Genomic DNA, 22,686 nt, shown 5'->3' with positions numbered 1-22,686 from the left:
AGAAGTATTAATACTAAATAAATTTAAATAAAATGATAATGATCTATTTGTTCACTTTATTTAGCAAATAGATTCAGGAGGAAATTATGAGAAAGAAATGGTTTGTTTCAATTATGCTCAGTTTGGTTGCAGGTGTAACCCTTTTTGCATGTGGACAAGTGCAATCTGACAATGGGGCAAAGGATAACGAAGAATTATCTGTTGTTACCACTTTTTACCCCGTTTACGAATTCACAAAAAAAGTCGCCGGTGACCGAGCAGATGTCTCCATGATTATAAAAGCTGGCACAGATGCTCATGGTTTTGAACCAAGTGCTCGAGATGTTGCTGCGATAAATGATGCGGATGTTTTTGCTTATAGTAGTGGTGAAATGGAGCCTTGGGTTGGAGGTTTAATGGACTCTCTTGATAGTGAAGACCTTATAACTGTTCGAACAGCTGATGCTGATAGTTTTATCAGTACTGACGTTCACGAACATGACCATCAAGAAAGCAATGAGTCGAATGAAAGTTCACTGGAAGTGGCTGAAGACATACCCACTTCCATCGAAATTAACGGACTAGCTGGTCACTACCATACTGGTGATCATGTTCAACTTACCTCTGCCACAACTCAAATAGAAGATTCATCAAGCATCCAATGGTATATCCGTGAAGCTAGCGCAGACTGGGAAGCCATCTCAGATCAAACAAAGGAAACGTTTGAGTATGAAACAACTGGGGTTAATTTCGACGTAAAAGTTGTTTATTCTGACGATGCTGGCACTGCTTATGCTCAATCAGTTCCTATTGAGATTGTTATCGATGATCACGAAGGTTTGGATCCTCACATTTGGTTAGATCCAGTATTAGCTCAAGACCAAGTGACGGTCATCAAAGAAGCCTTGATTCAAGCTGATCCAGCTGGAAAAGCCTATTATGAAGAAAATGCTGAAAAATTCATTTTAGAACTCAAAAAATTGGATGCAGACTATGAAGCAGCTTTCTCTTCTGCAACTAATCGTGTGTTTGTCGTTCAACACCAAGCATTCGGCTATATTGCTCAGCGTTACGACTTAGAACAAATTGCCGTAGGAGGTATTTCTACTGAAGTAGAGCCAAGTCCATCACGAATCGCCGAAATTAGTGAGTTAGTTAAGGAACATGCTGCTCCCGTAATTTATTACCAACAAGGAGCAGACTCCTCTATTGCACAAACAGTAGGCCAAGAAACTGCAACAGAAATAGAAGTGTTGTATGACCTTGAAAGTGTCTCTCAAGAAATGCAAGATGATGGCATGGATTATATAACTTTAATGCGAAAAAACTTAAAAGCGTTACAGTTGAGTATTCAATAATTGTCGATTAGACCAATATTTATTCAGTCAACATTCACTGTTCTGATTGACAGAACGTCTAATTTTTTGTTACCATGACTAAAATTGATAACGTTTGGTTTGCTGCCGAGTAAACCTAAGATATACGTATTTTTTACTCCGATAGGCCGTGAAGGAGTAAAGATTGCGTGTATCTTTTTTATTTTGAGGAGGAGATCATTATTTTTTCACTAATTAGTTTAACTGTTGTTACTAGTTTCTTAGATTCTTTCAACCCATTTGCCATTGCCCAACAATTTACATTACAAGGTTTATTAAAAAAAACACATCATATTTGGTACTATATCGTAACCCTTTTTCTAACAAATTATTTGGCTAGTCTTGTTTTCTATTTAAGTGTAACGCTATTAAATGAACAGTTTCTAACAAAATACTGGACTATATTAGCTACACCAACTGCCTTGTTAGCTTTCATAGCTGGTAGTGCACTTATTTGGTATAGTATTCGTTCTTTTTTAATCAATTGGAGATTAAGAAAGTCTCTTATGGCTATGAGTGATAAAGAAGCAAAAGACTTAGAAATAAAATTTTCTGAAAAAACAATGACTCCTGCTTATCTAGTTGGTATCGGCTTTACAACTACAGTCGTTGAATTTTCAACAGCTGCTCCTTTTATTGCTTACCTGACAATTGTTCAGCAGTTCCAACCGACACTTAGTCAATTATTATTGCTATTGCTGATTTATAATCTTATTTTTTCTTGGCCGTTATTTGCACTGTATTTTTTGTTTATAAATTTTCAATCAACTTTTGAAAAGATCTATACGCGTATCAAGTTTATATTACAAATGGTTTCATCTTTCCTATTGCCAATCTTATTTTTTCTGATTGCTCTTTTCTTAATCGTTTTTGCGGGAAATACAATTTTTTAATGTAGCATATTTTGTTCTAAAAAATAACTTTTCATAGTACTAGATACATCGATTGACATGAGTTGTTTTCTATCTCATATCAATTTTTTTATTTACTAAATTTTACTTGTATTTATTTACTAAATTAACTACACTTACTTTAATAATACTTTAAGGAGGAGATTTAAAATGAATTTAATTGAAATGAAAAAACGTTTTAACACTTTATTTGGACAAACTGATATGAAAGCGTTCTTTTCTCCAGGAAGAATCAATTTGATTGGGGAACATACAGATTATAACGGCGGTAATGTCTTTCCTTGTGCGATCACCTTAGGAACATATGGTTTGGCATCAAAAAGAGAGGATAAACTGATCAATTTTTATTCTGAGAACTTTTCTGAATTGGGTGTGATCACAATTGATTTAGATAACTTGGAGTATGATTCAGCTGATAAATGGACAAATTATCCTAAAGGAATGATTAAATTCTTAAAAGAGTCTGGCTATTTGATTGAACAAGGTTTAAATATTTTGTATTACGGAAATATACCTAATGGAGCGGGTCTTTCTTCTTCTGCTTCAATTGAATTGCTAACAGGATATATAGTCCAAATCCTCTTTGATTTAGAAATAGATCGTTTAGAGTTGATTAAAATTGGGCAACGAGTTGAAAATGAATTTATTGGCGTTAATTCAGGTATTATGGATCAATTTGCAGTCGGAAAAGGTGAAAAAGATACTGCAATTTTATTGGACTGTAACACTTTAGAGTACGAACTGATTCCTGTAGTTCTTGAAAATCATTCTATTGTTATTATGAATACGAAGAAAAGACGTGAATTAGCTGAATCTAAATACAATGAGAGACGTAGCGAATGTGATCAAGCATTAAAAGAATTACAAAAAGAACTTAACATCTCTTCATTAGGTGAATTAGATGAACAAACTTTTTCTGATCATCAATCTATTCTTTCTAATAAAATCATTCTAAAAAGAGCACGTCACGCAGTAACCGAAAATCAACGGACTCTTACAGCTGCTTCAGCCTTAAAAGCTGGAAATTTAGCAGAATTCGGGAAATTAATGAACGAGTCCCATATTTCTCTAAAAGATGATTATGAGGTAACTGGACCCGAATTGGATGCTATGGTGCAAGCAGCTTGGGACCAACCTGGTGTATTAGGTGCTCGAATGACTGGTGCTGGTTTTGGCGGATGCGCCATTGCAATAGTTGAGAATAACACCATTGATGCTTTTATTGGCCAAGTTGGAAAACAATATCAAGAAAAAATTGGTTATCCTGGGGAATTTTATATTGCCCAAATCAGTGACGGACTTACAGTCCTTGAGGAGGAATTAGTATGACTGTCTTAGTGTTAGGAGGAGCCGGCTATATTGGTTCTCATGCCGTCGATCAATTGATTGAACAGCACTATGATGTTGCCGTAGTCGATAATTTGCAGACTGGTCACCGTGACTCTCTCCACAAAAAAGCTCGATTTTATCAAGGAGACATTCGGGATAAAACTTTTATGGAATCTGTTTTTAAAAAAGAGTCCATTGAAGGAGTTCTTCACTTTGCGGCCAACTCTCTGGTGGGTGAATCGATGCAACAGCCTTTACAATATTTTAATAACAACGTTTATGGTACTCAAATAACCTTAGAAGTGATGCAGCAATTTGGAATCAAAACGATCGTATTTTCTTCCTCTGCTGCTACTTATGGTGAACCAAAAGAGATTCCAATTAAAGAAACAGCAGAAACGAACCCTGAAAGTCCATACGGAGAGACAAAATTAATGATGGAAAAGATATTAAAGTGGTGTGATCAGTCCTATGACATGAAATTTGTTGCCTTGCGTTATTTTAACGTAGCTGGAGCAAAATTAGATGGCCGCATTGGAGAAGATCATTCACCCGAATCCCATTTAGTGCCAATCATCTTACAAACGGCTTTAGGTCAAAAAGAAGAATTACTGATTTTCGGCGATGATTATAATACACCGGATGGTACCTGTGTCCGTGATTATGTCCACGTCGTCGATTTAGTTGAAGCCCATATTCTTGCATTAAATTACCTTAAAACTGGAAATCAAAGTGCCGTTTTTAATTTGGGCAGCAGTACCGGTTTTTCGGTAAAAGAGATGTTAGACACTGCACGAGATATTACTGGAAAAGAAATTCCTGCAAAAGTAGTTTCACGTCGCGCTGGTGATCCTAGCACTTTAATTGCTTCAAGTGAAAAGGCTAAAATGATTTTAGGCTGGAAACCTCAGTATACCGATATAAAAAAAATCATAGCCTCAGCATGGAATTGGCACAAAACCTCTCCTCTTGGTTACAATGACATTAAAAAGAATTAGAAAGGATGAATAGCGTGATCGATCAAGCAATAACAGACTTCATTCAAATCGGTTATCAACAGCAAGAAATTCATCCGTTAGATTTACTGATCAAACAAAATCAGCTTATCGCTTTGATTGGAAAAACAGCATTAGATACAAACCTATCAGCATCTACTCCTTTACCAAATCGGTTAGAAATTTTGGACAGCATCGTTAATTACGTTGTCCGAGAAAAAGTAATCGACGATAACAAAGCAGAAAGAGACATTCTAGCCGCTAAAATCATGAATCTTATAACGCCCTTACCTTCTGAAGTAAATCGTACTTTCTGGGAACTTTATCAAAAAAGTCCTCTAACAGCTACAAACTATTTCTACCATTTGAGCCAAGCAAATGACTACATCCAGACCAGAGCCATCAAAAAGAATATTAAATTTACAAAATCAACACGATATGGTGAATTGGAAATCACGATTAATTTATCTAAACCAGAAAAAGACCCTAAACAGATATCTTTAGCTAAAATAGCTTCACCTTCTCTCGGTTACCCTACTTGTCCTTTATGTATGGAAAATGAAGGGTATGAAGGACATTTGGACCATCCTGCTAGGAGCAATCACCGTATCATTCGTCTTGCACTAAATCAGGAAAAATGGGGTCTACAATACTCACCTTATGCTTACTATGAAGAACACTGCATTTTCTTATCTGAAGAGCATAAACCAATGAAATTAGAAAAAGCTACGTTTGCAAAACTGTTAACGATTGTTGAACAATTCCCACATTATTTTGTTGGGTCTAATGCTGATTTACCAATAGTTGGTGGATCAATTCTTTCTCATGATCATTTCCAAGGTGGTCGTCATACTTTTGCAATGGCAGACGCTCCTATAGTATTTCCATTTACACTAAGCGCTTATCCTTCCATTGAAGCTGGTATTGTCAAATGGCCAATGTCTGTTATTCGGCTACAAGGCACTGACCAAACTGAACTAGTTGAAGCCGCAAATCTTATTTTAAAGCAATGGCGTCTCTATTCAGATGAATCAGCAGCTGTTTTAGCTGAAACAAATGGAGAATCTCACAACACGATTACCCCTATTGCCAGATATAAAGAAGGCCAGTATGAATTAGACCTTGTCCTACGCAATAATCGTACTACGCCACAGTACCCTGAAGGGATTTTTCACCCTCATCAGGATGTTCAGCATATCAAAAAAGAAAATATTGGCTTGATTGAAGTTATGGGTTTAGCGATTCTTCCACCAAGACTAAAAAAAGAATTAGCTGAAGTGAGGCATTATTTATTGGAAGAACCCAATCAATTAGATCCTTCTCACAAACAATGGGCCGATGACTTAAAAAGAACACAGACGATTAAAAAAGACACAATCGGTATGATTATTGAAGAAGCTATTGGTTCTGTTTTTCTAAGAGTCTTGGAAGACGCTGGTGTATACAAACAAACGATTGAGGGAAAAACTGCTTTCAAACAATTTATAACTAGTTTCGCTCATTTAAAAGGAGGAGAAAATTTTGGAAATTTCAACTAACGTTTTTGGAGAATTCTCAGGAAATATCATTCAAGAATTCACATTAACAAATCATCAGAGGGTATCTCTTTCCGCAATTACTTACGGCGCTGCTGTCACGGCTATTCAAGTACCTGATAAGGAAGGACTTTTACAAAATATTGTCTTGGGCTATGACTCACTAGATGAATACTTATCTTACCGTCCTTTTTATGGTGCAACTGTTGGAAGGGTTGCAGGACGAATCGATAAAGGCAGATTTACATTAGTAGGAAAAAGCTATCAACTTGAAACAAACCAAAAAGGCAATCATTTGCACGGAGGTAAAAATAGTCTAGATACAAAAATTTGGACAGCTGAAACAAATTCCTCAGAAGATGAAGCGCAATTAATTTTTACGTACACGAGTCCACGTAATGAGAACGGATATCCTGGCACTTTAGTTGTCCAAGTTACCTATACTTTGACGGAATCAAATGAGTGGAGAATCAATTACAAAGCCACAACAGACGAATCAACTTTATTTAATCCAACAAATCATGTTTATTTCAATTTATCAGGAAATCCTACAAAACCCATTAATCAGCATACACTGGCGTTAACTAGTAATTATTTTGGTGAACTCCGAGAAGACTCCATCCCAACGGGAAACTTACTGCCCGTAAATGGAACACCATTTGATTTTTTAACAGCAGATACTATAAATAAAGGTTTTGAAAGTGCACATCCTCAAAACAAATTGGTTTCTGGGTATGATCATCCTTTTGTACTTGAACATATTTCTGGAAAACCTGAAGCGACTTTATCTGATATTGCCAGTGGCCGACGTGTTCAAATGTTTACGGATCGAGACTCTGTTGTGATTTACGCTACCAATACTTTAGATGGAAAACACTCTGAAGAAGGAAAAGTGATGGAACACTTTGCCGGTATTACTTTAGAAACTCAACAATTACCTGATGCAATCAACCAAGAAGCATTTGGAAATATAATCCTTCATCCTAATGAAGTTTTCCGTTCTGAAACAACTTACCGCTTTGATACAATGCTATAATAAATAGAGCAGGAAAAGAAAGTGGTGAGAAAATGGCAACAATTAAAGATATTGCCGAACAAGCAGGCGTTTCAAGCGCAACAGTCTCTCGTGTATTAAACTATGACGAAACTTTATCTGTAGGCGATGAAACAAAAAAACGTATTTTCAAAGTTGCCGAAGCTTTGGACTACACCAAATACCAAACGAAAAAAATTAAAAAGCAAGGCAAACTAGCAATCGTTCAATGGTACACAGAAAAAGAAGAACTGGATGACTTGTTTTATTTATCAATCCGTTTAGGGGTAGAAAAAAGAGCGGAAGAATTAAACTATGATATTATCCGTATTTTTCAGAACACCGATTTTGAAATGAATTCTGATATAGAAGGCATCATAGCGATTGGGAAATTTAGTGATTCACAAATAAATAAGCTTACTTCATGGACAAGATATATTTGTTTTATTGATTTTGATCAACTTCATCGCAAATTAGATTCCGTTGTCATTGATTTTGAACAAGCAGTAAATTCTGTTCTGGATCACTTTCTTGCAAATGGTTACCAAAACATTGGTTTGATTGCTGGACAAGAACATTTTGGTGACAAATCAAAGCCCATTATTGATAAAAGAACTACTATTTTTGAAAATTACATGAAAAAAGCTGAAATATACAATGAAAAATATGTGTTTACAGGATCTTTTAATGTCTCGTCCGGCCAAGAACTGATGAAAAGAGCTATCGAAAATTTAAAAGATGATTTACCTGATGCTTTTTTTGTTTCCAATGATTCCATGGCTATCGGTTGCTTGAGAGCTTTACAAGAAGCAGGTATATCTGTCCCTAATCGTGTTAGTCTAATTGGTTTTAACGACATAAGTGTAGCAAAATATATTTATCCCACACTGAGTACAGTAAGAGTCTATACAGAATTAATGGGTGAAACTGGCTTTGACTTATGGCTTGACAAGTTGACTACTGAAAGAATAGTCGCAAAAAAAGTCACCTTATCTACAGATTTAATTTTACGAGAAAGTACTAAGCCTACTTCATAAAAAAGTGAAAAAGCACCTTTTTATTGTTCAAAAACCGAACAATAAGAAAGTGCTTTTTAATTTAGCCTTCCATAATGATTGTGCTTTCCTCTTGGTTTTCCACTTCTTCTGCAATAAAATGCTTTTCAATTGCTTTTTGTCGTAATTCTTCACGAAACTTAGGATGCGCTACTTCAATCAAAGCCTCCGCCCGTTCTTGTATCGTTTTTCCAATCAATTCAGCTTTTCCATACTCCGTCACAATTGTATCAATATCATTTTTTGAAGTCGAAACAGCAGATCCCAAAGCTAGCTCAGGAACAATTGTAGAAATGCTATCGTTTTTAGCTGTTGAATACAAGCATATAATTCCGCAGCCGTTCTTCGCTAATCTGACCCCTTTTGTAAAGTCAGCTTGCCCGCCTGTTGATGAGTAATACAACCCCCTCACCGTTTCTGAATTACATTGACCTAAAAAGTCTACTTCAACTGTCGAATTGATGGCTTTTAAATTATCAATTTTAGCTATTTCACGGATGTCATTTGTCATATCACACGGCAGCATTAATATATCTCTGTTGTTATCCATAAAGTCATACAATCGTTTTGATCCAATTGCGAATGTAGAAACTGTTTTTGTTGGATAAGTGGCTTTGTATTTATTGTTGACCACCCCTTTTTCATAGAGTTCTACTATTTTATCTGGCAGCATCTCACTATGAACCCCTAAATTACGTTTATCCATCAAGTAGTCCATTACTGCATTCGGCATCGAACCAAAGCCAATTTGTACGGTATCTCCATCTTTAACGGTCTCTGCGATAATTTTACCAATCATTAAGTCCTTCTCACTCAGTTTGGGACTTGGTAAAGTTGGCAAGTCAAAGTCATGTTCAATTAATGCTGTCACTTCACTAATATGAATGGTGTTTTTTTCACCAAATGTTCGCGGCATGTGTTTGTTCACTTCAAGAATAATCGTTTTAGCATCTTCAATCAGTGATGCTACGTAAGAGGGACTCGTTCCTAATGAGAAGTTACCATCTTCATCCATTGGCGATACTGTTGCCATAATCACTGGATGATTTGTGCGTCTTTTAAGTAATGCAGGTATATCGGAAAAGTGATTTGGCAGTAAATCGATGTTCCCTTGATTAAAGCCTTTTCGGTCCATACCAGATAAAAATATCGATACTTGCTTTAGCTTAGTTGCCGAAATATCCACTGTTGGAAAACTGGGTAGCATACGGTACAAAGTATTTCCATTCAACCTTTGATTATTAGGTAGCGCTTCCAAAAGTTCTGGCGGTTCACCTGGCATAATAGGGAAAATGATTCCATCTCCTGGTTCAATCAATTGAACCGCTTTTTGTGCTGTTGTTTTTTTCTTTTCATACATTTTTTCATATAATTTTATCATGTTTAAATCCCCCAATCAGAGTAGTTTAATTTTTAGTTGTTTTCAAATTGAGCTTTACGCTTTTCAACGAAAGCTGTCATGCCTTCTTTTTGATCTTCAGTAGCAAATAATGCTCCAAAAATTTCTGATTCCAATACCAATCCTTGCTGTAAACTCATTTGCATCCCTTGATTGATAGCTTTTTTACTGCCTTCTACACCTAAAGGCGAATTTCTCATTATTTTTTTAGCAACTGTTTTTGTTTCTTCTAATAACGCTTCAACCGCTACAACTTTATTCAACAATCCAATTCGGTAAGCTTCTTCAGCTGCAACATTGGTTCCGGTATAGATCAATTCTTTTGCTTTACCTATTCCAACTAGGCGCGGCAAACGTTGTGTTCCACCAAATCCTGGAACAATTCCCAATCCAACTTCTGGCTGGCCAAATTTTGCATTCTCAGCTCCAATTCTAATGTCACATGCTAAAGCAAGTTCGCACCCTCCGCCTAATGCAAATCCATTAACTGCAGCAATGGTAGGTTGACGCAATTGTTCTAATTTTAAAAAGACTGTATTTCCTAATGAAGAAAAAATTCTTCCCTCAACCGCATTTTTTTCTTTCATTTCTTTAATATCCGCACCCGCTACAAACGCCTTAGTACCTGAGCCCGTCACAATCAGTACGCGGATCGAGAAATCTGTCTCCACTTCATCAAGTGCAAAAGACAATTCTTCTAACACTTCTTGATTCAATGCATTCAACATCTTTGGACGATTGATGGTTAAGATTCCGATTCCTTCGTTTTTTTCTAAAGTAAGTGTGTTGTATGTTGTCATTTCTGCATTCTCTCCTTATGAGGCATAATCATAAAATCCTTTGCCTGTTTTTTTACCTAACCAACCAGCCTCGACATATTTTTTTAATAGTGGACAAGGACGGTATTTTGAATCATTAAATCCTGTATATAAAACTTCCATGATTGCTAAGCAAACATCTAGTCCAATATAGTCCGCCAAAGCGATTGGTCCCATAGGATGATTTGCGCCAAGCTTCATAGCTTGATCTACTTCTTCGGGTGTGGCTACTCCTTCTTGTACCGTGAAAATTGCTTCATTGATCATTGGAATCAAAATACGATTAACAGCAAATCCCGGAGAATCTTTGATATCGATCGTGATTTTTCCGATTTTTTCACTGAGTTCCTTAACAATGGCTGTTGTCTTATCACTCGTTGCCATTCCTCGATTGATCTCAACCAATTTCATGACTGGAACAGGATTAAAAAAATGTAGTCCAATAACTTTTTCAGGACGATTCGTTGCTGCAGCAATTTCTGTGATTGAAAGCGAAGATGTATTGCTGGCTAAAATTGTTTCTTTATCAGTGATTTCATCTAATTCTTTGAAAATAGCTAACTTGATTTTTTTATTTTCTGTTGCTGCTTCCACAACTAATTGAGCGTCTTTTGCATCTTGAATATTTGTTGAAAGTGTAAAATGAGCCAGAATACTCTCTTTTTCAGCTTCTGTTTTACGACCTTTTTCAACATCACGCGTTAGCCCTTTCTCAATTTTAGCGAACCCTCGTTGTACAAATTCTTCTTTGATATCATTCAGGATGACACCATATCCGGCTTGCGCCATAACTTGGGCAATACCGCTGCCCATTTGTCCTGATCCAATGACCATAATTTTTTTGATTTCCATTTTTTCCACTCCTCTAAATAAGTGATAAGCAAGCTAAACTTGTGTTTGATTTACCCATTTTTTTGAAATTATTTCGTGTTGCGTTTCTATAGAACCGCCATAAATAGTTGTTAATTTAGCGTCTCTTGCATAGCGCTCAATATCATTGTTCCGCATATAACCATATCCTCCAGTCACCTGGATAGCCATTTCTGTTACTTCTACAGCAGTATTAGCGGCTTTCAATTTAACCATGGCGATCATCGTCGAATCAGCATGATGACTGCTGACGATTTGGTTTAATAAAGCGGCTGTTGCTTGCAATTCAGTATACGTTTCAGCTAGTTTAAATTGCGTATTGCGTAAATCAATCAATCTTTGGCCAAATTTACGATCTTGACTAACATAATTTAATGCTCGATCAAAAGCACCTTCAGCGATTCCGACAGCTTGAGCAGCAATGGATAATCGTATACGATCATTAATTGCTTGGGATTGTTCCGCCCCATTACATTGACCACCTAACAAATTTTCTTTTGGGATACGAATATTTTCAAATTCAAGTGAAGCGACTGGAAGAGCTCGCATCCCCATTTTTTCTTCGATATTCCCTATCGTCAGCCCCCACATTTCAGCATCCAAAATAAAATTGCCGTATCCTTTTGTTCCATTTTCAGCAATTGTCTTACTTCCTACCAAATAGATATTGGCTTTTCCCGCCTGTGAAACAAAAGTTTTAGCTCCATTTAATTCCCAATAGTCTTCTCTTTCAACTGCAAGAGTTTCCATATTTTCAAGATCATTATTCATACCTAGCTCATTCAAACCATATGCGCAAAGTAATTCTCCACTTAACGTACTAGGCAGATAAGTTTGTTTTTGGTATTCTGTACCGTATTGATATATTGGCCAAATTCCCATTGAAGATTGAGTCAGCAAAATGCTAGCTGTTGATGCACAATCCCTTGAAACAATTCGAATGACATCCAAAAAATCTTTAAATGATCCTCCAAGTCCACCATACAACCCATCAAACGGCATCCTCAAAACATCCATATCGCTTAATTGTTTCAGTTGTTCTTCAGGATAAGCTTCTGTTTTATCATATTCAGCAGCGACGGGTTGAATAACTTTCTTTGAAAAGTCGGCAACCTGGCTGATTAATTGATCCATTGTTGCATTCGTCATGTTTTCTTATTCCTCTCTGGTATTGGTAGGTAGTGGGCAGATCAATCCATGGTTAACGTTCGACAATCAGTGACATTCCTTGGCCTCCACCGATACATAAAGTTGCTAAACCGCGTTTTGCATCGCGTTTTTCCATTTCGTGAAGTAAGGTGACCAATATACGAGCACCACTGGCTCCAATTGGATGCCCTAAGGCAATTGCTCCACCATTAACATTTACGATATCTGTATTGAATTTCAAGTCAGTGATCACACTTAAGGCCTGCGCGGCAAAAGCTTCATTTGCTTCGATTAAATCTAAATCATCTACTGTCATACCTGCTTTTTGCAAAGCCTTTTGAGTAGCCGGAATCGGGCCGCAACCCATGATTTTAGGATCTACACCTGCACTTGCATATGACTTGATGGTAGCTAGTGGTTTCAATCCTAATTCATCTGCTTTTTCTCGACTCATTACGATCAGAACAGCTGCACCATCATTCAACCCTGAAGCATTTCCGGCTGTAACTGAACCATCTTTTTTAAAGGCTGGCTTCAACTTAGTCATCGATTCTATTGTAGTGCCAAACCGAGGATGCTCATCTGTATCAACTATTTTAGGATCTCCTCTGCGTTGTGGCACTTCGATTGGTACGATTTCTTCCTTGAAGCGGCCAGATGTTATGGCTTTCTCAGCATTATTTTGACTACGAACAGCTAATTCATCTTGTTGCTCACGCGTAAATTGATACTTTTCAACAATGTTTTCAGCTGTTACTCCCATATGAATATCGTGGAACGCATCTGTTAATCCGTCAGTCAACATCGTATCGATCATTTGACCATTTCCCATTCGTTTCCCCCAACGGGCATCCGGCAATACATATGGCGCTTGACTCATACTTTCTGTTCCTCCAGCAATAACGATTTCATTGTCCCCTGAAAGGATCGATTGAGCTGCCAACGCTACCGTTTTTAGTCCTGAACCACAAACTTTGTTGATGGCAAAAGAAGGTACATGTTTTGGAATACCTGCTTTTACGGCTACTTGTCGAGCAACATTTTGCCCTAATCCAGCACTTAAAACGTTCCCAAAAATCAGTTCATCAATCGTTGCTGGATCTAAGTTGATGCTTTCAATAGCTTTTTTTACCACAGCTGCTCCTAAGTCTACTGCTGTTACATCTTTAAGAGCACCTCCAAATGTTCCTACTGGTGTTCTCAATGCTGATACAATTACGGCTTCTGTCATGTGAATTTCCTCCAAGTAGTGATTTATTTTTTCATACTATCTTTTACGTTAAGCGTTTACATTGTTATCATATAGGCCTTTACACTAAAGGTCTAACAAGTATAAATTACAGATTCCATAAGTATTGTTAATAGATTTGTGAAATATCGTACATAAAATACCAAAAAAAGAAAGAATCAGACAAAAATGTCGATTCTTTCTTTCTCTTACCCTAAAAAAGTTTGTACAATATTTAACTATTTTTGCTTATTTATTCCATCGGCTGATAGAAATAACTTAAAACAGATTCATGTAAAGCTGTTTCGACAGCTGAATAATTATTCTTTATAGGACGACACAATAGAACATTAAACGGAATAGGATTTTTAAATGATTTTTCAACGTACTCATCGCTACTTAAATAACGACGGATCGGTGAAGGTAAAATAGCAATCGTATCACTATGGCGGGTTGTTTCAATTAAGAAATCCCATGAAGAAGAAGTGAAAATAATTTCTGCATTTAACTGGTTTTCCTTGAATGCCGTTTTGACTAAATCATTTGTCACAAAAGATTCATTGAAAGTCGCAATTGGGTACTCATTGATATCTTTCCAATTGATTTTATTCTTCTTACCCAATGGATGGGTAGGCGACATGAAGGCTGTCATCTCATCAATTTGAATAACGTGCTCTTCAAATGATTTTGGATCTAAATTAGTTGGTTCAATCAATACGACGTAATCTAAGTCTTTTTGCAGAAACATCCTTCTGAGTTCGTGACTGCCATCTTCTACAATTTCAATTTTGATCTCAGGATTTTCAACAATAAATTTAGAAAAGAATTTAGAAAATAAGACGCGTAAAATTAAGGAGGGCAAACCAATACGGATGGTTCCTTTTTGTTTGGATGATTCTTTTCGGAGCATACCCTTCATCTCGCCATGCAATTTCAACATATCTAACGCATATCGATATAACATAGTTCCACTTGGTGTTAGTTCTTCAAGCCGTCCATTTTTACGGTAAAAAAGATTTAATTCTTCTTCTTTTTCAAAATTAGTTATCATCTGACTCAAAGCAGACTGAGAGATATGAATTTTCTTTGCAGCTAACGATAAATTGCAACCGCATTCAACAATGTTAATAAAGTAATTTAATTGTGTAATATCCAATTTCTGCTATTCTCCTTTATATTTCCTTACTTCTAAATGAAACCTTTTTTCTGCTCCATCATTTATATATATGTTTAGCATAACACGGTTTTCTTTATTTGTGTAATGAGAGCACAAATAAAAAGACTAAGAAAACGGAATACTTGATTCCATTTTCTTAGTCCTTCATCTTTTAAACAAAAGCACCTACGCCTGTCAAATATCTTCCAACAATTAAAGCATTGATTTCATGTGTTCCTTCGTAAGAATAGATGGCCTCTGCATCTGCAAAGAATCGAGCAACATCAGTTTCCAACGTGATTCCATTTCCCCCTACCACTTCACGAGCCAATGCAACGGTTTCTCTCATCCGTAAGGCATTATGCATTTTTGCCATTGAAGAATTTACTTCACGGTAATTTCCTTGTTCTTGCATTTGAGCCAAACGGACAGAAAATGCTAAATTAGCAGTCACATTTGCTTGCATGATAGACAGTTTTTCTTGAACCAATTGGAAAGATCCTAGATTTTTACCAAATTGTTGACGATTTTTTACGTAGCGCAAAGCTGCTTCAAAAGCACCTGCAGTCAATCCTGTTGCTAAATGTGAAATATCCGCACGAGTGATACGTAAAATACTCGCTACATCTCTAAATGAATTCACTTTTTGCAATCGACGATCTTCTCCAACCTTTACATCCGTAAAGGTGATATGCCCATTTTGGGTCATACGAAGCGAAATTTTTCCTTCGATTTTTTGAACATGGACCCCTTCAGCTTTACCTGGGATCACAAATGCTTTTACGTTTCCGTCAGCTTCATCGCGAGCAAAAACAGTCATTTCATCTGCTGATCCAGCTCCACCGATCCAACGTTTTTCACCATTAATGATCCATGTATCGCCTTCTTTACGTGCACTTGTTGCCAATCCCCCAGCAATATCTGATCCATGCTCTGGTTCTGTTAAAGCAAAACAGCCTTGAATTTGAAAAGAAGCCGTTTTTTTAGCCCATCGTTCAATTTGTTCTTCGCTCCCACCTTCAAGCAGAGTAGCATAGAACAACCCACCATGAACGGTATAGAATGTTGCAATAGAAGCATCTAGTTTAGCTAACTCAAAATATCTAAACACATTGTACAATTCACTCGGTTTGCGTTTATCCAAACGGTTTTCGAACAATAATGGATTATCCATCATTCGGACTTTTCCCACCTTTTTGAATGCTTCAAATGGAAATTCAGCTTTTTCCCAATACTCGCTTAATAGTGGTCGTAATTCTGTTTCTAGTGCTTCACGCAATTCTTTTAGAACTATTAATTCTCCGTCGGTTAATGCACTTGAATACTCATATAGATCTGATGGATAAAAAGTAGCTAAATCAACTGGTCTTTCCTTCGTCATTGTGTTCATCATATTAATCGCCCCTTAATTTTTTTTAATTAGTATTATATATATGAACCGCTTACAAAGCTTAATTTAAGCCATTTCAAGATTTTCGTCTACTTATCTATAATTATAGAAGCTATAAGTAAAGCTTAACATCACTCAATGATCCTTGATTGATATTGCTTTTCTACTCATTAGCTTGATCAAAAAAACATTATTTGGAATACTGATCCAAATAATGTTTTTAATTTATTCAATTACGATCTGTGCTTGTTTACTTCTGCTTAATGAATCGATAACATTTTTCCCCGTTTCATCCCATTCGATCATCCGATAATAAGCATCATGATAAAAAATAAATTTATATTGATTTTCATAAGCCTCTTTCATCCATCTCTCTTTACTAAATACCGATGTCATCGGGTAGTCATCATAAGCTAAAACCCATAATGGATTTTGATGGGCATGTGTAGGCATAATATCTGCCATGTGCAGCAAAGTTTCATTTGCTTGTGTTAATTTTATAATCGCATGCCCCTCGCTATGTCCCCCAGTATGGATCATATCGATACCCGGGACTACTTCAAGGGAACCTTGATAAGTAATGAATTGATCTTGGATTGGTTCCCAATTTTCTTTCCAGTAGGTACTTTTGGAACGTACATTTGGACTTCTCATTTCATCCCATTCAATCTTATTCACATAAATATCGGCATTAGGAAAAGTTGAAACTAGTTTCTTGTTCTCAAAATGTGTCAGCCCACCTGCGTGGTCAAAATGGAGATGTGTCATTAAAACTGCATCAATATCTTCTACACTTAATCCTAATTCTGCTAAACTTTCTTGCATTCTCGTTTCTTCTGTTACCCCGTAATTACGTCGTTGTTTATCAGATAATTTCCCTTGCCCTACTCCAGCATCAATCAAATAATTTTTATTTTGGTACTGAATCAGTATTGCATCCGTCGGCAATTCAATTTGATTTTTATCATTGACCGGATATTTACGCGACCAAAGTGGTTTCGGCACAACGCCAAACATCGCACCTCCATCCATCGATGTAATTCCACCATCCATCCACGTTAAGTTCATGTCGTGAAATAATAAGCTGTCCATCTCCATCCTCCTTTTTTCAAAAAAAGCGTTTCCACTCATTTGCAATTGATTATACTCATTTTTTAAATTTATTCAAAGCAAAGCGGTAATTCATTCTGCTATTTTATTTTTTTAGCCACTAATGCTTGTTATCAAAAACAATCAAATAAAAGGTGCGCAAAAAAAGCAAATCTAAAGTTATTAGCTTCAGGTTTGCCTCTTGTAAGTCTAAAAATAGTTTAACGTTTGATTCCTAATATATCTTCTTTCGCATGGATCAATTGCGTGATTTGCTTGCAATAAGGTGCTTCAAATCCTTTGATTTCTGATTCTTTTGCTACCACACCATTTAGAAAATCAATCTCAGTTGGGCGCTTATTTTTTAAATCTTGGTGCATTGAAGGGTAATGTTCCCCAACCTTGTTAGCCGTTGCTTTCAAGTAATTTTCGATTTCTTCAACATCTAATTTTATGCCTTCAGTTTCTGCAACACGAGAAAATTCACTAACGATTCCATGATTTAATTCATCGATTTGAGAAGTTTCAAATAATTGTTTGATATTACAATCTAGTAGTGAACAAAGTGCATTCATTGTCCCATTAACACAAGCTTTTCTCCAAGTTGTAAAATGAACATTTTGACTATAAACACCATTTAATCCACAAGCTGCCATCATTTTCACAACTTGCTGTGTACCTTCTTCTTCATTTTCATCACTATTTTGTACTTCAACAGGACCTTCTCCCATGAAGTGTGTTTTTCCAGGAGCGTCTAACCCACCTGTCCAAAGAGTTGTCCCCATAATGATATTCTTTTTAGGAATATATTCAGAAATAGTATCCGCATGTCCTAAACCATTTAATAGGCAAACTACTTTAGTTTCTTCCGTCAACATGTGTTTGATTTCTTCCAACATATGTCTTAAACCCATTGACTTGGTAAAAATAAAAATTGTATCGAATGTATCTTTGATTTCTTTAGGTTTGCCAATTGGAATGATTACATTATCTTCTTTGCCGTTTACGGTGACTGACAAACCATTTTCTTTAATAGTATTAATATGTTCTTCCCAAAAATCTAATAAAGTAACGTCATTTCCACCTTTTTGCATCATGTATCCAAATCCGCATCCTAAAGCTCCTGAACCTGCAATTGCTATTTTCATATTAAGAATTCCTCCATTTATATACATTATACTAATTGATTAGTTTGAAGCTGGAATAAATTTAAAGATTTCATCTTCGTAAATATGCAAGAATTTGCTGCATACCCTATCAATAATATACCCTCCAACAAACGGAATAACAAGGTAAGCAATTCCAACACCTAATAAACTTGTTCCCATATTGAATGCTTGGATCGGTCCAACTAGTCCAACGATTCCAAATCCAGCTGTTTGGGGAGTGCCTTGAATTGTAAGAACATAAACACCTATACCTGAAACGATGGCATTAAGGATTACAGGGATCATGATTTTTGGGTGCTTAATTAAATTGGGAATCATCATTTTCATGGCTCCAAGCAAGATAGCCAAGGTTGTTCCTGTTTGATTGATTCGGATAGAACCAATCACAAGGATTGCAGTACAAGCTGTTACTCCTACTGCTGCAGCGCCAGCTCCTAAACCAGATACACCTATAGCAATTCCTATTGCGACTGTTGATATTGGCGAAATAATTAAAACTGAGAAAGCTACAGAGATTAAAATAGCCATCAATAATGGTTGAAGAGAAGTAAAACTATTGATCAAATCACCAACTAGAGAGGTAATCATGCCCACATATGGCAACATGATCAAACCAATCGTCCCAACCCCAACACCCACAATGATTGGCATAAGGATAAGTGTCAGTGAACCTAATCGTCCTTGTAGCAAACGTGTAACGAAAACGGCAATAGCGGAAACGAGCATAACATTTATCAAGTCTCCGATTCCCACTAATTGAACACCCGTTTCAGTAACTTTATAAGCTCCTGATCCTAAGAAAGTTGCTGCCCCGATTATGACACTTTCCATTCCATTCATTTTAAATTGCATTGCTACAAGTACACCAATAATAGCAGGTGTAATAAATTGCATAGTGCTGGCAACAGTTGCTAAAATAACAAATATGGAACCGTAAGGAATAAGAGCTTTAAATACTGAACCTAATATGGCATTCGCAATCAATCCAATAACAATACCTGATGCCGTTCCTCCTAAAACCTTGTTTAAATAATCCTTACCTGTATATTTCACTGTCTCTTCCATTAAACTCAACCTTCCTTTTATCATTAAGTTGAATAATTAATCTTTTTTCTTTGTTCAATTATTCACTAATTTTTCTACTTGTTAAATTTATCACAAAAATAGATTGATTTCAATCTCAATTTTGTTTTTCTCATTTTAAACTCATTTGATTGCTAATTCTAAAAAATGTTTGAATTCTAAAAAAATATTTTAAAACTACCTGCATGTCAGCAATTGATTCTTCTTGATTCAAAAAATCAATTTATTTTACAGTTTCGAAAACTAAATTTAAATCTACTTCACAAAAAAAATCCAATTTTCATACTTGTTCACTATTTAACAACACTATCAATTTAATTAAATTAATGGCCTTAATTAAACTAATCTTTTTTTTTCATACAGTGAGAACGGTTATTTTATTTGAATTTATACCAATTTCAGATTTTTCAAAAAAAAATAAAAACTCATACCATATGTAAAAACGGTGTGAGTTTTTCTATAAGAGAATAAGTACTCTCTAAATTCAGTTTGTTTTATCTGTTTTCTGATACAAATGTACCAATTGGCAGTTGATCGTTCAGTAATTTATCTGCTGGATCCAACTCTCTTTTTTGTTTCTTACCTGTTTCCCAGTAAAGAACCATTAAGCCAATTGTTACGAGGGTACTTAAAATATAAGCTAATGGGGTCAATCCCATTCCAAAACCAATTGGTTCACTGAAGATATACACTACACAAGCATACAACATGAAGATTCCTGGAAGAAGGGTCACCAAGTAATTTTTGTTTTTTAAATACAAGTAACGTGTAGAGACTAGTAAGGAAATCACTGCTGTAACTTGATTTGCCCAGTTGAAATATCTCCATAAGATATTAAAATCAACTTGCGTTAATACTAAAGAAATTGCATATATAGGAATCGTAACCATTAATACTTTTTTTAATGTGCTTTGGTTAATGTGCAGGTAATCTGCCGTTATCGTCCGTAAACTTCTAAAAGCAGAAAGTCCTGAAGAAATTGGTAAAACGATTACTCCGATAATCGCGATCGTCCCAAATACACTACCTAATAACATATAAGAAACCTGGTTGACTACAAGTGAAGGAGTTCCATTATTGATCATTTGATTAAGTGTTTGTCCGTTGAATAATGACATAGAAGCTGCTGCCCAAATCATTGCGATTACACCTTCTGCAATCATCATCCCGTAAAAAGTAAAGCGACCTTCTTTTTCATTCTTAGATGTTCTAGCAACCATTGGCGCTTGTGTAGCATGGAAGCCAGATATTGCTCCACAGGAGATTGTAAAGAATAAAGCTGGGAAAATTTGTGTTCCTGATGGATTAAAATTTTGCATCGTTCCTGGAGTTAAGTTCGGTAAGGTATGTCCCCCAAAAACTAAACTTAATCCAATAGCTAGCGTGCTGATAATTAAAATGGCTCCGAAATAAGGATAAACAACACCCATAGCTTTATCGATTGGTAAAATAGTTGAAATTAGGTAATAAGCAAAAATCAATCCTATGATTACCTCTAACGTTAACCAACTAGGAGTGATACTTTCTATCAAGCTGGCTGGTGAAGCAACAAAAACGGTACCAACTAACATCAAAAGCAGCATAGCAAAAATATTCACAACATGTTTTACTGGTTTTCCTAAGTATTTGCTAGCTAATTCTGGTAAATGAGCACCATCATTTCGTAAAGAAATCATACCGATCATATAGTCATGTACTGCACCGCCAAGAATACATCCAACAACGATCCAAATATAAGCAACTGGTCCGTAAAGCGCTCCCATTATCGGTCCAAAAATAGGACCAGTTCCGGCAATATTTAATAATTGAATAATAGCATTTTTCGGTTTTGACATAGGTATGAAGTCATAGCCATCTCTTAAAGCCTCTGCAGGAGTTGTCCGATCCGGATCGATTCCAAAATTCTTTTCAATGTACTTTCCATAAACAAAATAGCCTAAAATTAATAACGCAATACCACCTAACAAAGTAATCATTTTTTCCTACCTCCCTATACTTTAACCATCGATTTTGATGAACCTTTAATAGCTTCACTTTACTATTAAAATAAGGATTCGGGTAAAAAATAAGCTGAGATAGCAAAACGGCCGATTGAAACGCTCGCCTGCAGTTCTCAAATTCATTCTGCTGATAGGTATTATAAACTTATTAGTACTTTTTTTAGTGTTATTTGTCTTTTTATTGCGTTTTTGGGACAAGCAAGTTCTCTTTTTTAGTTGCTTGTCCTCTTCTCGCTCATTTGGGACAAACGAACCCTTTTTTTGCAGTTGCTTGTCCTCTTCTCGCTCGTTTGGGACAAACGAAGCCGCTTTTTGTAGTTGCTTGTCCTCTTCTTGCTCGTTTGGGATAGTTGAGCTTTTATTTATTCTATTTATCATTGGTATAGAGACTATATTAATCCTACTTCTTCTTTGAATTGCTTCATATAATGTCTGCTCACAGGGATTTTCACCTGATTACTCATAGTAACCAAAAATGTATGGTTGAACCACGGCTGTATTTCTAAAATTTCTTTTGTATTCAGCAAATAGGAGCGGTGCACTCGCAAAAAGGTATGCCCTTTTACTTTTTCTTCGTAAGCATTTAAAGGTTCATTTGCCGTGTATTCTTTCTCAGTGGTGTAAACAGTTGTAGTACCTTTATCCACTGCAATAGCAATAATATTTTCGATTCTAACAATATAGATACGTTCATCCATTTGAATAGGGAGTGTCATTAAATATTCCTGCTTATCTTCTACTTGCAAAGGCACTCGTTCTTTTTGATAGCTAGCATATGCTTTTTGAACAGCCGCCTGAATTCGGGGCAGTTCAAATGGTTTTAAAACGTAATCTGTTGCATTTAATTCAAACGCTTTGATGGCATATTCATCATACGCTGTTGCAAAAATAATCATTGGTGGGTTAGTTAATTGGTTGATTTTATTTGCTAGCGTCAATCCACTTTCACTGGTCAATTGAATATCTAGGAATATCAAGTCAATTTCATGCTGCAACATCATTCCCAAAGCTTCTTCAATCGAATCTGCTTCAACAATAGCTGTGATTCCTTCACAACTTTTTAGTAAATATGCTAGCTCATTTCTAGCTAAGGGTTCATCATCCACTATTAAAGTCTTCATC

General features: G+C 36.1%; 19 protein-coding genes. 7 read left to right on the top strand and 12 right to left on the bottom strand.

Features of this window, described 5'->3' with window-relative positions:
* Window positions 1-86 precede the first annotated feature (86 nt).
* The 7 genes from BP17_RS01915 (at window position 87) to BP17_RS01885 (ending at window position 8,195) form a co-directional block, all read left to right on the top strand.
* Window positions 87-1,337, top strand: coding sequence for a metal ABC transporter solute-binding protein, Zn/Mn family (locus BP17_RS01915; protein ID WP_035051219.1), 1,251 nt, complete (start codon window positions 87-89; stop codon window positions 1,335-1,337).
* Between the two features lie 167 nt (window positions 1,338-1,504).
* A complete protein-coding gene (locus BP17_RS01910) occupies window positions 1,505-2,248 on the top strand; it encodes a hypothetical protein (RefSeq protein ID WP_035051218.1) in 744 nt (247 codons plus the stop codon).
* A 168-nt stretch (window positions 2,249-2,416) separates the two neighbouring features.
* Complete coding sequence (locus BP17_RS01905) at window positions 2,417-3,595, top strand: galactokinase (protein WP_035051217.1); 1,179 nt, start codon at window positions 2,417-2,419, stop codon at window positions 3,593-3,595.
* Window positions 3,592-4,593 (top strand): UDP-glucose 4-epimerase GalE, encoded by a 1,002-nt coding sequence (galE, locus tag BP17_RS01900; protein WP_035051216.1) that lies wholly within the window; start codon window positions 3,592-3,594, stop codon window positions 4,591-4,593. Before BP17_RS01905 ends, galE begins: the two co-directional genes overlap by 4 nt.
* A 14-nt stretch (window positions 4,594-4,607) precedes the next feature.
* A complete protein-coding gene (galT, locus tag BP17_RS01895) occupies window positions 4,608-6,128 on the top strand; it encodes a UDP-glucose--hexose-1-phosphate uridylyltransferase (RefSeq protein WP_035051215.1) in 1,521 nt (506 codons plus the stop codon).
* Complete coding sequence (locus BP17_RS01890; RefSeq protein ID WP_035051213.1) at window positions 6,112-7,161, top strand: aldose epimerase family protein; 1,050 nt, start codon at window positions 6,112-6,114, stop codon at window positions 7,159-7,161. The genes galT and BP17_RS01890 overlap by 17 nt, the downstream gene beginning before the upstream one ends.
* A gap of 32 nt (window positions 7,162-7,193) precedes the next feature.
* Window positions 7,194-8,195, top strand: coding sequence for a LacI family DNA-binding transcriptional regulator (locus tag BP17_RS01885; RefSeq protein WP_035051212.1), 1,002 nt, complete (start codon window positions 7,194-7,196; stop codon window positions 8,193-8,195).
* Window positions 8,196-8,256: 61 nt separating this feature from the next.
* Here the strand turns inward: BP17_RS01885 and BP17_RS01880 are convergent, their stop codons facing one another.
* The 12 genes from BP17_RS01880 to BP17_RS01820 all read right to left on the bottom strand — a co-directional run bounded on the left by BP17_RS01880 (window position 8,257) and on the right by BP17_RS01820 (window position 22,685).
* The gene (locus BP17_RS01880) at window positions 8,257-9,594 is read right to left on the bottom strand and encodes an acetyl-CoA hydrolase/transferase family protein (protein ID WP_084676229.1); all 1,338 of its coding nucleotides are present in this window, start codon (window positions 9,592-9,594) and stop codon (window positions 8,257-8,259) included.
* 32 nt (window positions 9,595-9,626) lie between these two features.
* Window positions 9,627-10,412: an enoyl-CoA hydratase-related protein gene (locus BP17_RS01875; protein ID WP_035051211.1), complete on the bottom strand. Its 786-nt coding sequence runs from the start codon at window positions 10,410-10,412 to the stop codon at window positions 9,627-9,629.
* A 15-nt stretch (window positions 10,413-10,427) separates the two neighbouring features.
* Complete coding sequence (locus BP17_RS01870) at window positions 10,428-11,282, bottom strand: 3-hydroxybutyryl-CoA dehydrogenase (RefSeq protein ID WP_035051210.1); 855 nt, start codon at window positions 11,280-11,282, stop codon at window positions 10,428-10,430.
* Window positions 11,283-11,315: 33 nt separating this feature from the next.
* Window positions 11,316-12,449, bottom strand: coding sequence for an acyl-CoA dehydrogenase family protein (locus BP17_RS01865; protein WP_035051209.1), 1,134 nt, complete (start codon window positions 12,447-12,449; stop codon window positions 11,316-11,318).
* A 52-nt stretch (window positions 12,450-12,501) separates the two neighbouring features.
* Window positions 12,502-13,680 (bottom strand): acetyl-CoA C-acetyltransferase, encoded by a 1,179-nt coding sequence (locus tag BP17_RS01860; protein WP_035051208.1) that lies wholly within the window; start codon window positions 13,678-13,680, stop codon window positions 12,502-12,504.
* Window positions 13,681-13,930: 250 nt separating this feature from the next.
* Window positions 13,931-14,833, bottom strand: coding sequence for a LysR family transcriptional regulator (locus BP17_RS01855; protein WP_035051207.1), 903 nt, complete (start codon window positions 14,831-14,833; stop codon window positions 13,931-13,933).
* 172 nt (window positions 14,834-15,005) lie between these two features.
* Entirely contained in the window at window positions 15,006-16,226 is a 1,221-nt protein-coding gene (gene fadE / locus BP17_RS01850) for an acyl-CoA dehydrogenase FadE (protein WP_035051206.1), read from the bottom strand.
* Between the two features lie 222 nt (window positions 16,227-16,448).
* On the bottom strand, window positions 16,449-17,315 hold the full coding sequence (locus BP17_RS01845) for a YtnP family quorum-quenching lactonase (protein WP_035051204.1): 867 nt from the start codon (window positions 17,313-17,315) through the stop codon (window positions 16,449-16,451).
* 218 nt (window positions 17,316-17,533) lie between these two features.
* Window positions 17,534-18,460, bottom strand: coding sequence for a 2-dehydropantoate 2-reductase (locus tag BP17_RS01840; protein ID WP_035051203.1), 927 nt, complete (start codon window positions 18,458-18,460; stop codon window positions 17,534-17,536).
* A gap of 39 nt (window positions 18,461-18,499) precedes the next feature.
* Window positions 18,500-19,546: a PTS transporter subunit IIC gene (locus tag BP17_RS01835; RefSeq protein WP_156955989.1), complete on the bottom strand. Its 1,047-nt coding sequence runs from the start codon at window positions 19,544-19,546 to the stop codon at window positions 18,500-18,502.
* Between the two features lie 512 nt (window positions 19,547-20,058).
* Window positions 20,059-21,540 carry a carbon starvation CstA family protein gene (locus tag BP17_RS01830; RefSeq protein WP_035051201.1) on the bottom strand — a complete coding sequence of 494 codons (1,482 nt, stop codon included), beginning with the start codon at window positions 21,538-21,540 and terminating at the stop codon, window positions 20,059-20,061.
* A gap of 413 nt (window positions 21,541-21,953) precedes the next feature.
* Window positions 21,954-22,685: a LytTR family transcriptional regulator DNA-binding domain-containing protein gene (locus BP17_RS01820; RefSeq protein WP_035051199.1), complete on the bottom strand. Its 732-nt coding sequence runs from the start codon at window positions 22,683-22,685 to the stop codon at window positions 21,954-21,956.
* Window position 22,686: the final 1 nt, after the last annotated feature.

The sequence above is a fragment of the Carnobacterium pleistocenium FTR1 genome, assembly GCF_000744285.1.
In the GTDB taxonomy this organism is placed as follows: Bacteria; Bacillota; Bacilli; order Lactobacillales; family Carnobacteriaceae; genus Carnobacterium_B; species Carnobacterium_B pleistocenium.
The sequence above is the reverse complement of the archived record's forward strand: the minus strand, read 5'-3'. Positions and strand labels throughout refer to the sequence as shown.

Coding starts and splice junctions, on each gene's coding strand:
- galE (WP_035051216.1), top strand. CDS start 3,592: ATGACTGTCTTAGTGTTAGGAGGAGCCGGCTATATTGGTTCTCATGCC.
- BP17_RS01845 (WP_035051204.1), bottom strand. CDS start 17,315: ATGGACAGCTTATTATTTCACGACATGAACTTAACGTGGATGGATGGT.
- BP17_RS01880 (WP_084676229.1), bottom strand. CDS start 9,594: ATGATAAAATTATATGAAAAAATGTATGAAAAGAAAAAAACAACAGCA.
- BP17_RS01870 (WP_035051210.1), bottom strand. CDS start 11,282: ATGGAAATCAAAAAAATTATGGTCATTGGATCAGGACAAATGGGCAGC.
- BP17_RS01830 (WP_035051201.1), bottom strand. CDS start 21,540: ATGATTACTTTGTTAGGTGGTATTGCGTTATTAATTTTAGGCTATTTT.
- BP17_RS01860 (WP_035051208.1), bottom strand. CDS start 13,680: ATGACAGAAGCCGTAATTGTATCAGCATTGAGAACACCAGTAGGAACA.
- fadE (WP_035051206.1), bottom strand. CDS start 16,226: ATGATGAACACAATGACGAAGGAAAGACCAGTTGATTTAGCTACTTTT.
- BP17_RS01820 (WP_035051199.1), bottom strand. CDS start 22,685: ATGAAGACTTTAATAGTGGATGATGAACCCTTAGCTAGAAATGAGCTA.
- BP17_RS01905 (WP_035051217.1), top strand. CDS start 2,417: ATGAATTTAATTGAAATGAAAAAACGTTTTAACACTTTATTTGGACAA.
- BP17_RS01835 (WP_156955989.1), bottom strand. CDS start 19,546: ATGGAAGAGACAGTGAAATATACAGGTAAGGATTATTTAAACAAGGTT.
- BP17_RS01885 (WP_035051212.1), top strand. CDS start 7,194: ATGGCAACAATTAAAGATATTGCCGAACAAGCAGGCGTTTCAAGCGCA.
- BP17_RS01840 (WP_035051203.1), bottom strand. CDS start 18,460: ATGAAAATAGCAATTGCAGGTTCAGGAGCTTTAGGATGCGGATTTGGA.
- BP17_RS01915 (WP_035051219.1), top strand. CDS start 87: ATGAGAAAGAAATGGTTTGTTTCAATTATGCTCAGTTTGGTTGCAGGT.
- BP17_RS01875 (WP_035051211.1), bottom strand. CDS start 10,412: ATGACAACATACAACACACTTACTTTAGAAAAAAACGAAGGAATCGGA.
- BP17_RS01865 (WP_035051209.1), bottom strand. CDS start 12,449: ATGACGAATGCAACAATGGATCAATTAATCAGCCAGGTTGCCGACTTT.